Here is a 13,153-nt window from a genome sequence, read left to right as displayed (position 1 = left end):
GGCAGCTGAAACTCGACCGAAACCCGCAAAGACAGAACCGGGCGAAGGATTTGCGCCAGGCAAAAGCGCAGACAGCGTAGGACATCGCGCCAAGGCAATGGCGGCAGAAAGTGGCGACACGGATTCTGGCGCCCAGGGGCGCGCCGCATCGACAATCGCCAGGATGGATATCACCGTTTTGGCTCCACAGAGCGAAGAGCCGCCTTTGGAGTAGCCCGGGCGGCCGTGCCGCTGCCTCGGTCCTTGTGCAGCACAACGCGCGCTGGCTACGCTCGGTGGACATCGTCGTCTCGAAACACTTCGGGCGTTGCACTGCCGCGAGCCGCCTTCGCTGCTGGTCGAGGGGCTGTAACCCTTGGTGAGGCCGGCATCGCCTCGCCGGTCGTTGCGAGCCCACGATCGCGCGGCCAAGCGACCTTCCCTGTGTCGGTCTCTATTTGATACTAGGGGACGGCGGTTTCATCACGGGCAATTGCAGCTGGTCAATGGTTGCGACGATGCCGGCGGCAATGGCTTCCGCCTCATGGATCAGTTCCGGACCATAGAGCCCATTGACCATCTCTTCGCTCGGCAGCACGCCAGGAGGACAGTGCTCTTCCATTGTGCGCCGGATGAGCGTCAGCGCTGCCCGGCATTGGTCGGCTTCGATCTTCATAGCCCTTCAAACATCCAATTCGTCTAAAATGTTCCGGAACTAATTTAGCGATAGCTAATTGAAGTCGTGGTTCTGCGAGTCAGTGCATGCGTCTGAAATTCATCAAGCCCATGGAACCCGAACTGGTCGACACGCCGCCGATGGGCGATGATTGGATCCATGAGATCAAATTCGATGGCTACCGCACCCAGGTCATCAAGGATGATGACGGGATTCGGCTGATCACCAAGAACGGTTATGATTGGACGGGCCGCTACATCCAACTTGCCGGTGAGGCGGAAGCGATCGAGGCGAAAGACTTCATCATCGACGGCGAGACCATTACGATCAATGAGGCTGGCCTATCCGACTTCCATGCGCATCAATCAGCCGCGACCAGCCGCAAGCCGTCGCGCGATCTGTATCTGCCAGCATTCGACCTCTTGCATCTGAACGGGCATGACTTGCGGGACACGCCGGTGGAAGACCGTCGCGAGATCCTCCGGGCGTTGATCCCGGACGGCGGCCGAATCCAGTTCAGCGAAGCGATGCCGGGCACTGGCGACGCCGTCTTTCATCTGGTCGACCAGGCTGGGCTTGAAGGTATCGTTTCAAAGCGGAAGGGCAGCAAGTATCGGTCGGGTCCGACGACGAACTGGCGCAAGATCAAGTGCTATGCCGAAAAGGAGATGGACATCGTCGGCGTGCAGCGCGAGGCCGGCAAGCCTGCCATGGTGCTGATGGCCGACAAAGGCCACTATGCCGGCGGCGCCTTCGTCACCTTCAAGGCGGACAAGCGCCAGCGCCTATGGGACCGCGTGCAAGGCAAGATTGGCGGGCCGGCGCCGAAAGGGCTCAAGAGTGACAAGGCCGAATGGCTAAAGCCGGGCCTGGTCGGCCGCGTGCGGTTCCTAAAGGGCGAGGAGAAGCTTCGCCATGCCAAGCTGCTGGATTTCCGGGAGGAGACTTAGCCCGGAGGCTTGTCCCGGGGCTGTGCCGGTCCTGTCCCGTTCCACTGGACGAACTTCGCCTTCTGGCCGGTGATGGTCTCGATCGACTTCAACAGGGGTCCATGGACCTTACGTAGAGCTTGGTAGTGCTCGCCGTGGTACGCCAGGAGCGGCCCGACGATGCTCTTGTGCAGCGCTTCGGCTGCCGCCAGGAAGCGCTCGATTTCAGCCCGGGAAAGTTGTTCCGAAGGTTTGGTTCTGGCCATTGGCGCTCTCCATTGGGGGGTCGCCGCAACGAGGACTATAATCCTACATGCCGGACTGCCTGACAAGAGGGCTCGCCGGCCTTACCCCGCAGGTAGCAGTAGGGCGACGGCGCCACGCGCAGCCATCAGGAGCAACCACCAGCAAAGATGAGCAACGGCAGGCCCGGCGACCTCCTTTGGCACACGGGACAAACAAGAAGGTCGCCGAGCCTTACCGGCGCTGCTTTGTGAGGGAGACGACGCCGGATGAGATGAGAGTATGCGATCGTGCTAATCTCTGCGAACCATGCGAACGAAGGAAAGCCTTGTGGCACCGACGTTGAGATCAAGGTCGGGCGGGGCGCTGATCGCTGCGGCAGGATTCTTCCAAAGCGGTAGTGAGTCCAGAGCGGAACATTAGCGTCGGCTAACGGTTAATTCGGCAGTGTTCCGAACCGTGATTGGTAGAGCGATGGTGACGTTTCATCTTGTCTATTTTTCCGGCCTCACGGCAGACCAGCTGCTAGGCAGCGCCGTTCCTATCCTGGCGTGTTTGCTGCTTTATAACGCTCTGGCTACGGACGCCTAACTGATGGGTCGGCCAGCGGCCGGCCTCCTTGGCAGCCGGCGATTGCCATCCCGATGCCAACTTCAAGACCTATCACGAGGCCAAAGACAAGCTTGCCGACGAAATCAATGGCGAGGGCCGGACAGGACGCCACACGTCCAGGCAGGGCTCTCTGACGGCATTGGCGATGGCCCGTTGGCAATTCGGGGGTCCATTGTTCCCATTTCTGTTTCTCCCAAAACTGCCCGCTGCCTCACGGTGGCGAGCTTTTTCGTTATAGGGCCCTCCGCGCTGGGCAATCTGTTCCAGGAGCTTCTGTGATGCCTCTATGACGCGGCAACCTTGGAAAAGGTTTCCGTGGCAGGACCGGGGTACGATTCTAACCAACTACCGCTGTATAGGCCACTAGCGCCCGATGATCCGGCTAATCATGTCGTCATCAGGTGCGCTGTCGGTGAATTCCCGTAGCAGCGCCTTCGCGTGGTCTACCCAATGCTCTTCAGCCAGGTTCAACTCCCGAACGGATCTCCTGAAGGTCTCGCACACCACATCGAAATCGAAGGCGTCAATGCTGTAGCCTTCCTCGTCATGGTCCATCGGCCGCCTCCCCTATGGGGGAAACTGTACGGAATCGTACGAAGCAAGTGCAAGCGCATTCAAAAGCAATTGGCTGATGCCGCCCGATCGTTCCACAATGTGTTGCTAATATGCAGCACCGACTGAATCTCCGATCAGCGGCACTTGTGGTTGGTTCCAACAGCTGCACGTTGACGGCAAGATGCCAAAGCCAACGACATGCGGGCGACGAAGATGGACAAGCGACAAAACACAAGAAATGTTGAGTTGGTCGGTCTTCTGGCCGTGCCGTTGTCAGTTCTAATCACGCTGCTGATAGCTGGAATGATCCTTTGCTGAAATTTTCAAGTGGCAAAAGGCTGGGGCGGCGGGTTTTCCCCTTTGAAAGAAGTCACCATGTCCCAATCCGTCGAACCCCCGATATTGCCAGAGGATAGCCCAGACCGTGGGGTGAACTGTGAAGTCGCATTAGAAGCCGCGTTTGCGGCCTTGGTGACTGCGTCAGAAGCGCAAGGTTGGACGCCACAGGAAACGGCCGCAACTCTTCTTAAAATCGCGACGGAGCATGCCCACCGGGTTAAGGCCGCTGCGGCCCCAGCCGGCTCCCAAGGGAGTGCTTGACCTGGCCGCGCGGTCGGTCGCTACCGACAGGAGTGTTGCAGCAGGCATTCCAGCAAGAGTGTTAAACCTCTTCAGTTGCTACCCGCGTCAGCCTTTTCTATGGTAGCCAGTGAGTTCTTACAGAACAAATCCTAAGCATTTCAAATGGTGCGGACGACGGGAATCGAACCCGTACGATCAGAGATCGAGGGATTTTAAGTCCCTTGCGTCTACCAATTCCGCCACGTCCGCAGGCCAGCCCTTTTCAGACGCCAGCGAAAACCCGTCAAGCCATCTTTTGCCGAGTGTCGGACTCATGAAAGGTGGTTCGTGATGGCAAAACAGTTGGTTGTCGCGAAAATCTCAGTCGCCGAGAACGCTCAGAATTTGTAGCTGAGATTGATACCGACCGCGTTCAGTTTCACATCCTGATCCCGATCGTTGAAGGGTTCCGCCACGTCATAGTGCTCGGAGCCGAAATCGTAATAGCGATATTGCGCGCCGACGATGAATTTGTCGGTCAGCGCATAGTCGACCCCGGCGCCCAAGGTCCAGCCGACATTCGTGCGTGTGCCGGCGAACGACGCGCCCGCGACTTGCGACGTTTCGATGCCGGCAAAGGCGACGCCGCCGACGCCATAGACCAGCACGCGGTCCATGGCGAAGCCCGCTTTGGCGTTTACAGATCCGAACCACTTGATGTCCGTGCGGAATGTGCTTCCAAGGCCTGATACCGCCGTACCGTCGACGGCGGAATAATTGAGCTCCGCCTCGGCGCCGAGCACCGCCTGATCGAACTGCCACAGGCCGGCGACATGGCCGCCGACGAAACCGCCGTCAATGTCGGGCGAGATGGAAAACGGCGCGCCTTCCGTCACTGATATGTCGGACTGGCCCCAGCCGTAGCCGGCCTGCAGGCCGGCATAGTAGCCGGTCCAGTCGAAGCCTGGTTCGGTCATCGGCACCGCCATCGGGTCGGCGGCGAATGCCGGCGCGGCCAGAGCGATCAGAAATCCGGCACTGGCAATCGTCAGACACCGCATCGAGTTCTCCGAAAAGGCGGTTCAGAAGGCGCCTTGCCGGAAGGTAATCCTATTCGCCGCAAAACGGAACCCATTGTTCAACAATCGGAAGCACCCGTTGCTGCGCTGGGTGCTCTATCTTGGGAGGCGCTATTTGGCGTCGATGAAGTCCAGCGCCGCCTTGCTATATTCGTCCGGCGCCTGCAGCATGGCGAAATGGCTGGCGTTGGGCAGGATGATGAGCTTGGCGCCCGGAATGACGGAGGCCATGTATTCGGTGTGTTCGCGCTTGATCGCCTCGTCATGGTCGCCGGCAACGATCGCGGTCGGCGTGGTTATCTTGCCGAGCTGTTCCTTGGTCCAGGCCGGCTCCGACTCCCACATGTGGCTGATCTGCGCCACGAAGGCATCGTACTGGTCGGGAGTCTTCGACAGTTTCTTGTAGTCGCGTCCCGAGCGGTCGATATAGGCGGCAAAGGTCTTGTTGGTCAGCACACCCGGATCGACGCCATCGGTGGTGACGTTGGCGGCCTGCGCAAAGAGCCTTGTCAGCCGCTCCGGATGATGCAGCGCGATGTCGATGCCGATAATGCCGCCGTCGCTCCAGCCGACAAGAGCGGTCTTGTCGATCTTGAGATAGTCGAGCAGCGCAAGATAGTCCGACGCCATGAGGTCATAGCCGTAAGGCTGCTCGGTGCGGGTAGAGCGGCCATGGCCGCGGCTGTCGGCGATAATAACCTTATGCGTCTTGGACATGGTCGCCACCTGGCTTGCCCAGATGTCGCCATGGCCAAGGCCGCCATGGATCAGGAGAATCGGATCACCGGCGCCGAAAACGGCGTAGTACATCTGAATGCCGTTGACCGGCGCATATCCGCTCTGTTCAGGCTTGGGCATGGCCGCCGGTTCGGGCAAGGTCTGCCAACGTTCCTCGGCGGATGCAAAGCCGGCCGAGATCAGGAACAGGGTGACGAGGCTTTCAGGAACCGGGTCATGACTTCACCTCAGGAGGTTTCGGCCTCATCACAACAAAAACCCGCCTCGCGGCGGGTCGTCGGCGCAAATCAGCACCGTCGGCAGAATAGTAGCATAAGTGCCGGCACAAGCCAAACTGAATGACCGCCGTGACGCTCGCCGGTGTGAACGGGTGCAGCGCATCCGCCGATCATCGAGCGGATTTCGTCCGTGATCGCTGGCCAAAACCTTGCCGGCTTGGCACAGTCTGGCAAACAGGAGTCTTTCATGGCCAAGCAGCCGTCGGCGACGAAACCCAAGCCCTGGACCGAGATGGCGACGCATCTGGTCGACGTCGCGACGGGGCGCAAGCCTGCCGATCTCGTCATTCGCAACGGCCGCTGGGTGAACGTGCACTCCGGCGAAATCATAGCCGGCACCGACATCGCCATATCAGGCGGCCGCTTCGCCTATTGCGGGCCGAATGCCAGCCATGCCATCGGCCAGGGCACCAAGGTGGTCGACGCCGGCGGTCGCTATCTCGTGCCCGGCCTGTGCGACGCGCACATGCATGTCGAGAGCGGCATGGTGACGGTGACCGAGTTCTGCCGCGCCGTCATCCCGCACGGCACCACCTCGATGTTCATCGATCCGCACGAGATCGCCAATGTGCTGGGTCTGCCCGGCGTGCGGCTGATGCATGACGAGGCCGTCGCCATGCCGATCAACGTGCACGTCCAGATGCCATCCTGCGTGCCGTCCGCGCCGGGGCTGGAGCATGCCGGGGCCGAACTGACGGTCGCCGATGTCGCGGAAGCGATGACCTGGGAAAACATCATCGGGCTCGGCGAAGTCATGAATTTTCCCGGCGTCATCGCCAATGATCCGGTCATGTCGGGCGAGATCGCCGCAACGATCAAGGCCGGCAAGACGGTCGGCGGCCACTATGCGTCGCGCGATCTCGGCCTGCCGTTCCATGGCTATGTCGCCGGCGGGCCGGAGGACGACCATGAAGGCACGCGCGCCGAGGACGCAATCGCCCGTGTGCGCCAGGGCATGAAGGCAATGCTGCGGCTGGGCTCGGCCTGGTACGATGTTGCCTCGCAGATCAAGGCGGTGACCGAGAGCGGTCTCGACCCGCGCAACTTCATCCTGTGCACCGACGACAGCCATTCCGGCACGCTGGTGCATGAAGGCCATATGGACCGGGTGGTCCGCCACGCCATCCAACAGGGATTGAAGCCGGTGACGGCGATCCAGATGGCGACGCTGAATACCGCCCAGCATTTCAAGCTGGAGCGCGAGATCGGCTCGATCGCGCCGGGACGGCTGGCCGATCTGCTGATCGTCTCCGATCTTGCCGCCATGACCATCGACGAGGTCTATGGCCGCGGTATCAGGCTGGCCAAGGGCGGCAAGCTCGAGATCGACATCCCGGCCTATGATTACCCCAAATCGGCGAAGAACACCGTCAAGCTCGGCAAGAAGCTGAAGCCAGGCGACTTCGACATTGCGGCGCCCAAGGGCGCCAACGAGGTGCGGGTGCGGGTCATCGGCGTGATCGAAAACCAGGCGCCGACGCGGGCGCTGGAGGCCGACCTGCCGGTCGAGGACGGGCTGGTCGCCATGGACCGCCGCAACGACATCTGCCAGATCGCGCTGGTCGAGCGCCACCGCGGCACCGGAGGCGTCACCAATGCCTTCGTCTCCGGCTTCGGCTATATGGGCGACTGCGCCATGGCGTCGAGCGTCGCACATGATGCCCACCACATCATCTGCGTCGGCACCAACAAGGAAGACATGGCGCTGGCCGTCAACCGGCTGGGCGAGGTCGGTGGCGGCGTGGTGCTGTTTTCGAAGGGCAAGGAGCTTGCGCTGGTCGAAATGCCGATCGCCGGGCTGATGTCGGACGAGCGCGCCGAAATCGTGGCGGCCAAGGCCGAGAAACTGACCGAAGCAATGCGCAAGATGGGCTGCTCGCTCAACAACGCCTACATGCAGCACTCGCTGCTGGCGCTGGTCGTCATTCCGGAGCTCAGGATTTCCGATGTCGGCCTGATCGACGTGACGACGTTCCAGAAGGTCGATCTTTTTATCTGAGATCAGCCCGGTGCTTGGCTCTCATCCGCCGGTGGCGATGGTCAGCACCTTGAATGGCGTGGTGATGATGATCTCGGCGACGGATCCGACTGCCTTGCCGAGGCCTCGGCCGAGATTGTCGATCTGGCCCTGCGTGGGTTCGTCCGATGCCAGGCCGGCTGGAGCGCGCAGACGGTCACCGAGCAATTGCACCAGGAACGGGTTGTCGGCGAATTTGGCGTGGTTCAGGCGGTCGCCGCCCTTGATCTGGCTGAGGTCGGCCACGACGACGCCGTAGCTGGCGATGTCGGCGGCGTTGCCGTAGTCGCCGACGCGCGGCTTGTCGCCGGATATCAGGCTGGACAATCGCAGAGCACGGTCGTCGGCGGAAAGCAGGATGACGAACGGCCTGTCGGGCTTGCCGTAGCGGATCATCTGCTTCTTAAAGACGTCGACATCGATATCGGGCGATGCCAGGACGACACGGCCGAGCTTGCCGTCGAGATCGCGGTCGCCGGTGATCGCCAGCTGGCGCAGCGCTTCCATCGTCACCCAGGTTCCCATCGAATGCGCGATGATGTCGATGCTCTTGACCCGTGTCTTGGCGAGCATCCTGAGCGTCGCCTCGAGGTCGTCGCGCGCGGCGTTGGCGCTGTCCTTGTCGTAGATATAGCCCGTGGTCTTGCCGCTCGAAGCCCACGAAAACAAGATCGGCGTACCCGGATATTCGGTGTCGTGGGCGATCTGCGTCAGCCGGTAGACCCCATCGTCGAAGCCGTTGTTGAAGCCGTGGACGAAGACCAGCGCGCGGTCGCCATTCATGGTGATGTTGGCGCCGACGGCCTTGGCGAATTGCGAGGCGTCGCCATAGTGGACGACGTCGGTGGCGGTGAATTGCTTGGCCGGGTTCGAATTGGCCGAGCCCTTGGCGCGCTCGATGGCGCCGACCTGGTGGACCTTCGGCACGGTGACGTCGACGCGGGCGTAGCTGGTGGTCAGCGAGCGATCGCCATCGAACACCTGGCGTGGGTCCTTGGTCGCCTGCTTGCGGGTGGTGGCGACGAAGATTTCGTGGGTGGCCGCGATGTCGGAGGCAGGCACCGAAACCGTCGTCTCGTTCAACAGGTCATGGGTGTTCGGGCCGACGCAGCCGGCGGCAGCGAGCGCGAACGCAAGGACCAGGACAGTCTTCCAACGCTCGTTCACGCGGGCTCCCGCTGGCGCATTGGCGCCGATTTCAATGTCGTAGAGGCAGAGACCGGCCCGGTCCAGTTGAAAGTGATCGGGCCGAGCGGCATTCGCGACCTCACGCAGCGACGGTCGCCGCAAGGCGACAGCCTTATTGTCCGAGCGCGCTGATACGGTCGGTCACCGTCTGGTCGCTGGCAAAGCCGTCATCCTCGCGCAGCCGCTGGCCGATCATCTTCACCAGTTCGGGATTGTCGGCGAATTTGGTGTGGTTGAAGCTGTCGCCTCCCTTGACCTTGGAAAGGTCGACCACGGTGACGCCATAAGCGGCGAGGTCGGCGGCATCCTTGTAGTCGCCGACGCGTGGCCGCGAGCCGGCGATCAGGCCTGAGAGCCGCAGCGCCCGGTCGTCGTCGGAGAGCAGCAGGATGAACGGCTTGTCCGGCTTGCCGTAGCGGCGCATCTGGCTCTTGAAGACGTCGACGTCGATGTCGGGAGAGGCCAGCACGACATCGCCGAGCTTGCCGCCGAGATCGCGGTCGCCGGTGATGGCCATCTGGCGCAGCGTTTCCATGGTCACCCAGGTTCCGAGCGAGTGGGCGACGATGTCGATGCGCCGCGCGCCGGACTGCTGCAGCATGCGCAATGTCACCTCCAGCTGATCGCGGGCGGCGCTGGCGCTTTCCTTGTCATAGACATAGTCGGTGGTTCTGGCGCCCGATGCCCAGGAAAACAGCACCGGCGTGCCGGGATAGCCGGAATCGTGGACGATCTGGGTCAGGCGGTAGACCGCGTCGTCGAAGCCGGTGTTGTAGCCATGCACGAAGACCATGACGCGGCCGCCGCGCGCGGCGATGTCGGCGTTGAGCGCGCTTGAGAATTGAGGCTGCGCATCGTAGCCGACGACCTCGGAAGCCATGAAGTATTTCGCCGGGTCGTTCGACTTGCCGCGCGAGCGGCGCTCGATCTGGCCGGTCTGGTGGACGCCGGGAACGGTGACGGTGACGCGGGCGTAGTTCAGCGTCGCCGAGCGTTCGCCGTCGAAAACTTTGTTGGGATCGTCTGATTTCTTGCGTGTGGTGGCAATGAAGATCGAGTGATTGCCCGAGATTTCGGTCACCGGCGTGGACATGACGGCGCTGCCGAGCAGTTCCTCGGTTTTGCGGCCGCCGCAGCCGGCGATCAACAGGGCAAGTGCAAGAATGCAAATCGTCTTCAAACGCACGTCAAAAATTCCACTCCGGCCAAAAGGCCCATATACCCCCGCGGCACCTCCCGGACAGTGAGAGTGCGGCAGAAGTAAGTCGTGTCCAGCCGAAATGTGGTCAGCGTCGAGCCACGGTCATCGCACTGTTGCGCGAAAGCCAGAATGGCGGCAGGAACGCAGGGATGTTGGAGAAGGGCAATACCTCGGGCTTGAGCCTGATGCCGAGCACATCGCCCATGAAGGCGCGGCGCGCCTCGATGCGGCGCCATGCCTCGGGATAGCGGGCCGCGATCTCCTCGCGCAGGGACTCATCGGCAAGCGCGATACCGTCTTCGATGTTGGTGGTGAAATAGCTGGTTCCGGTCGCCGGAATGATGTCGACCTGCAGCGCCATGCCCGATTGCAGCTTGATGTCCGAGCCGGAAAACACCGGCGAATGCATCCATTCGTCGATATGGACGAGATGGCCGGGATTGAGCGAGACGCCGAAGAACGGGTCGCCTATGCGGTCATGCACGGCTTTCCAAAGCGCTCCGCCGGCAACGCCTATGCCGATGGTCTCGTACCAGTCGACGACGGCGGCGAAATAGGGCGCTACCAGCTGTTCGACATAGTCGCTTATCTCGCGCGGCAGTTCGGCCGCGCTCTCGACCAGGAAGCCGGCGCGGGCGTTGAGCGAGCCCTGGATGCCATAGGCCATGGTGACGGGATCGCCGCGCTTGATGATGTCGAGGCGCGGGCTAGGCAAGCCGTAGGGCGCACGCCTGCCGGCGGACAGCATCGGGTGGCAGCACAGGGGCAGGCCGTTGATCCCCATCAGCCGCGCGGCCTGCAATTCGCTCATGCCGGGCTCGATATTCCTAAGCACGTTGCGCAGGCCCTGCGAGGAAAAGGTCGCGGCGAATTCGAAGGACGCCAATTGGTCTGCCTCGTTGATGGCGCGTAGGCCGTCGGACGGGTTCATCAACAGGTTGGCGGCGTTGACCACCGCGCCTCTGTCGCCGGCCAGTGTGCGCAGCGTATCGGCGATGAAGGACGGCAGGTCGAGCGTCGTCTCGCCAAAGCCGCCATCGCCGGGGCCGAACGGCTTCCAGCCGATTGCGCCGATCTTCTGGCCGGCCTTCAGGCCGCAGGCGGCAAGCGTGTCGGATAGAGAGGCCGAGCGGTCGCGTGGCTGCGCCGGCAGCGAGAAGGTCTGGTAAAGGACGCGCTCGTAAGGCCCGTCGCAGATTTCGGCATAGCCCCAACCCTCATTGCCGACGAGAAGCTTTGGCTGGCTGCCGGGAACGATGACCAGCAGCGTCTCCTCGAAACGCGGATCGTAACCACTGAGATAGGCGACATTGGCCGCGTGCTCGCGGTCGCCATAGACGGCAAAGGCGTCGAGCCCGGCCTCGGCGCCGCGCGCCAGCAGAGCCTCGATGCGCGCTTCGTAGGTCCGCCGCTGAACTAGCGGCATCACTGTTGGCTCGCCGAATTCAGGAAGGTCTACGGTCTTCAGGGCGACAGCCGAAACAGGCATGAAGATGGCTCCAATGGATTTCCTGCTGGCGCGCCAAAGCGGCCGCGCCGCATCGGTGGCTGCAAACGGCGAATTGTGCAATAGGCTTCGCCTTCGAACCATTCGATCCAGAGGTGACGGCGCCATGAACAGTTTCTCCTCCCGTGTCGCCACCGCCGCAGCCGCGATCCGCGAGATCTTTCCCGAAACGCCGCTGCAGGAAAACGACTATTTGTCGAAGAAGACGGGGGCTCGGGTGCTCTTGAAGCGCGAGGATCTTTCGCCGGTGCGCTCCTACAAGATCCGCGGCGCCTTCAACTTTTTCCGCAAGGCACTGGCCGCAGGCAACGAGGCCGAGCTGTTTGTCTGCGCCTCGGCCGGCAACCATGCGCAAGGCTTTGCCTTCGTCTGCCGCCATTTCGGCAAGAAGGGCGTGGTCTTCATGCCGGTGACGACGCCGCAGCAAAAGATCGACAAGACGCGGCTGTTCGGCGGCGATTTCGTCGAGATCAGGCTGGTCGGCGACTTCTTCGACGACTGCTACCGCGCCGCCTTCGAATTCACCGAAAGTTCCGGCGCGCATATGGTGCCGCCCTTCGACCACAAGGATATTATCGAGGGGCAGGCGACGGTCGCCTATGAGATCGCCGACCAGATGCCAGGCGCGCGCATGCCCGACATCATCATGCTGCCGGTCGGCGGCGGTGGCCTGGCCGCGGGGGTGACGCACTATTTCGCCGATCAGCAACGTGACGCGCGCTACGTCTTTTGCGAACCGGCCGGTGCGCCGAGCCTGCATCAGAGCCTCGCCAGCGGCAAGCGCGTCCGGCTCGCCAATGTCGACAATTTCGTCGACGGCGCGGCGGTGGCCGAGATCGGCCGCGAGCCGTTGCGCCACCTCAAGGAGTTCGCCGCTCAGGCGGTGCGGCTGATCCCTGAGAACCGGCTCTGCGCCACCATGATCGAGATGCTCAACATCGAAGGTGTGGTGCTGGAGCCGGCCGGTGCCTTGGCGATCGACGCGTTGAAGGATTTTTCGCGCAAGGAAATCCGCGGCAAGACCATCGTCGCGGTGGTGTCGGGCGGCAATTTCGATTTCGAGCGGCTGCCCGACGTGAAGGAGCGGGCGCTGCGCTTCGAGGGGCTGAAGAAATACTTCATCATCCGCTTTCCGCAGCGGCCGGGCGCGCTGCGCGACTTCCTCGAACTGCTCGGTCCCGACGATGATATCGCCCGCTTCGAATATCTGAAGAAATCGGCACGCAATTTCGGCTCTGTGCTTATCGGCATCGAAACCAAAGACCGGCGAAACTTCGATTTGCTGAGGGCGAATTTCGAGGCCGAGGGCGTCCACTATCAGGACATCACCGACAACGAGACCCTGGCCGGGTTCATCATATGAGCGGTACAGCCTGCCACCCGAAGCTCGAAGAGCGAAGGGTGGTCTTCGTCGCGCTGTTTTCCGGCATCAATGTCGGCGGCAACCGCATCGTCCAGATGGCGGAGTTGCGGGCGTTATTCGAGGCGCTAGGTGTTTAGTCCCAAGGTTTGATGGGTTGGATCGAGCCTGAATCGTTCGGGCTCTTTTGTCCAGATTTTGCAGATGTATTCAAAGGGCGTGAGGCCCTT

11 protein-coding genes, 1 tRNA gene and 2 pseudogenes are annotated in these 13,153 nt (G+C 61.9%); 4 read left to right on the top strand and 10 right to left on the bottom strand.

Going from position 1 to position 13,153, the window contains the following annotated elements:
- Positions 1 to 433: 433 nt before the first annotated feature.
- Positions 434 to 655, bottom strand: coding sequence for a hypothetical protein (locus NKJ57_RS14075; RefSeq protein WP_023681532.1), 222 nt, complete (start codon positions 653 to 655; stop codon positions 434 to 436).
- An 86-nt stretch (positions 656 to 741) separates the two neighbouring features.
- Here NKJ57_RS14075 and NKJ57_RS14070 point away from each other — a divergent pair, with 86 nt between their 5' ends.
- Positions 742 to 1,605 (top strand): ATP-dependent DNA ligase, encoded by an 864-nt coding sequence (locus tag NKJ57_RS14070; RefSeq protein WP_023748756.1) that lies wholly within the window; start codon positions 742 to 744, stop codon positions 1,603 to 1,605.
- On the opposite strand, the gene NKJ57_RS14065 is transcribed toward NKJ57_RS14070, so the two are convergent.
- The 5 genes from NKJ57_RS14065 to NKJ57_RS14045 all read right to left on the bottom strand — a co-directional run bounded on the left by NKJ57_RS14065 (position 1,602) and on the right by NKJ57_RS14045 (position 5,492).
- Positions 1,602 to 1,850, bottom strand: coding sequence for a hypothetical protein (locus tag NKJ57_RS14065; RefSeq protein ID WP_352511598.1), 249 nt, complete (start codon positions 1,848 to 1,850; stop codon positions 1,602 to 1,604). The two genes, NKJ57_RS14070 and NKJ57_RS14065, sit on opposite strands and share 4 nt — an antisense overlap.
- A gap of 952 nt (positions 1,851 to 2,802) precedes the next feature.
- Positions 2,803 to 2,994 (bottom strand): hypothetical protein, encoded by a 192-nt coding sequence (locus NKJ57_RS14060; protein WP_352444062.1) that lies wholly within the window; start codon positions 2,992 to 2,994, stop codon positions 2,803 to 2,805.
- A 745-nt stretch (positions 2,995 to 3,739) separates the two neighbouring features.
- A tRNA-Leu gene (locus NKJ57_RS14055) sits at positions 3,740 to 3,825 on the bottom strand.
- A gap of 128 nt (positions 3,826 to 3,953) precedes the next feature.
- Positions 3,954 to 4,616, bottom strand: a complete 663-nt coding sequence (locus NKJ57_RS14050) for an outer membrane protein (protein WP_023691195.1) — start codon at positions 4,614 to 4,616, stop codon at positions 3,954 to 3,956.
- A gap of 129 nt (positions 4,617 to 4,745) precedes the next feature.
- On the bottom strand, positions 4,746 to 5,492 hold the full coding sequence (locus NKJ57_RS14045; protein WP_155929602.1) for an alpha/beta fold hydrolase: 747 nt from the start codon (positions 5,490 to 5,492) through the stop codon (positions 4,746 to 4,748).
- A gap of 345 nt (positions 5,493 to 5,837) precedes the next feature.
- On the opposite strand from NKJ57_RS14045, the gene ade reads away from it, so the two are divergent.
- Positions 5,838 to 7,649, top strand: coding sequence for an adenine deaminase (gene ade / locus NKJ57_RS14040; protein ID WP_023735347.1), 1,812 nt, complete (start codon positions 5,838 to 5,840; stop codon positions 7,647 to 7,649).
- A 21-nt stretch (positions 7,650 to 7,670) separates the two neighbouring features.
- Here the strand turns inward: ade and NKJ57_RS14035 are convergent, their stop codons facing one another.
- The 3 genes from NKJ57_RS14035 to NKJ57_RS14025 form a co-directional block, all read right to left on the bottom strand.
- Positions 7,671 to 8,834 carry an alpha/beta hydrolase gene (locus NKJ57_RS14035; RefSeq protein ID WP_031205366.1) on the bottom strand — a complete coding sequence of 388 codons (1,164 nt, stop codon included), beginning with the start codon at positions 8,832 to 8,834 and terminating at the stop codon, positions 7,671 to 7,673.
- Between the two features lie 133 nt (positions 8,835 to 8,967).
- Complete coding sequence (locus NKJ57_RS14030; protein WP_023691199.1) at positions 8,968 to 10,041, bottom strand: alpha/beta hydrolase; 1,074 nt, start codon at positions 10,039 to 10,041, stop codon at positions 8,968 to 8,970.
- Positions 10,042 to 10,141: 100 nt separating this feature from the next.
- Positions 10,142 to 11,545, bottom strand: coding sequence for an aminopeptidase P family N-terminal domain-containing protein (locus NKJ57_RS14025; protein WP_031203691.1), 1,404 nt, complete (start codon positions 11,543 to 11,545; stop codon positions 10,142 to 10,144).
- Between the two features lie 124 nt (positions 11,546 to 11,669).
- Between NKJ57_RS14025 and ilvA the strand changes: the two genes are divergently transcribed.
- Both ilvA and NKJ57_RS14015 read left to right on the top strand, forming a co-directional pair.
- Positions 11,670 to 12,926 (top strand): threonine ammonia-lyase IlvA, encoded by a 1,257-nt coding sequence (gene ilvA / locus NKJ57_RS14020; RefSeq protein WP_023715803.1) that lies wholly within the window; start codon positions 11,670 to 11,672, stop codon positions 12,924 to 12,926.
- A pseudogene (locus tag NKJ57_RS14015) lies at positions 12,923 to 13,057 on the top strand (DUF1697 domain-containing protein); the annotation flags it as partial. The gene ilvA and the pseudogene NKJ57_RS14015, both read left to right, overlap by 4 nt.
- Here the strand turns inward: NKJ57_RS14015 and NKJ57_RS14010 are convergent.
- A pseudogene (locus tag NKJ57_RS14010) lies at positions 13,052 to 13,153 on the bottom strand (IS481 family transposase); the annotation flags it as partial. The pseudogenes NKJ57_RS14015 and NKJ57_RS14010 sit on opposite strands and share 6 nt — an antisense overlap.

It is taken from the genome of Mesorhizobium sp. M0077, from assembly GCF_040322955.1.
Classification (GTDB): Bacteria; Pseudomonadota; Alphaproteobacteria; order Rhizobiales; family Rhizobiaceae; genus Mesorhizobium.
The sequence above is the reverse complement of the archived record's forward strand: the minus strand, read 5'-3'. Positions and strand labels throughout refer to the sequence as shown.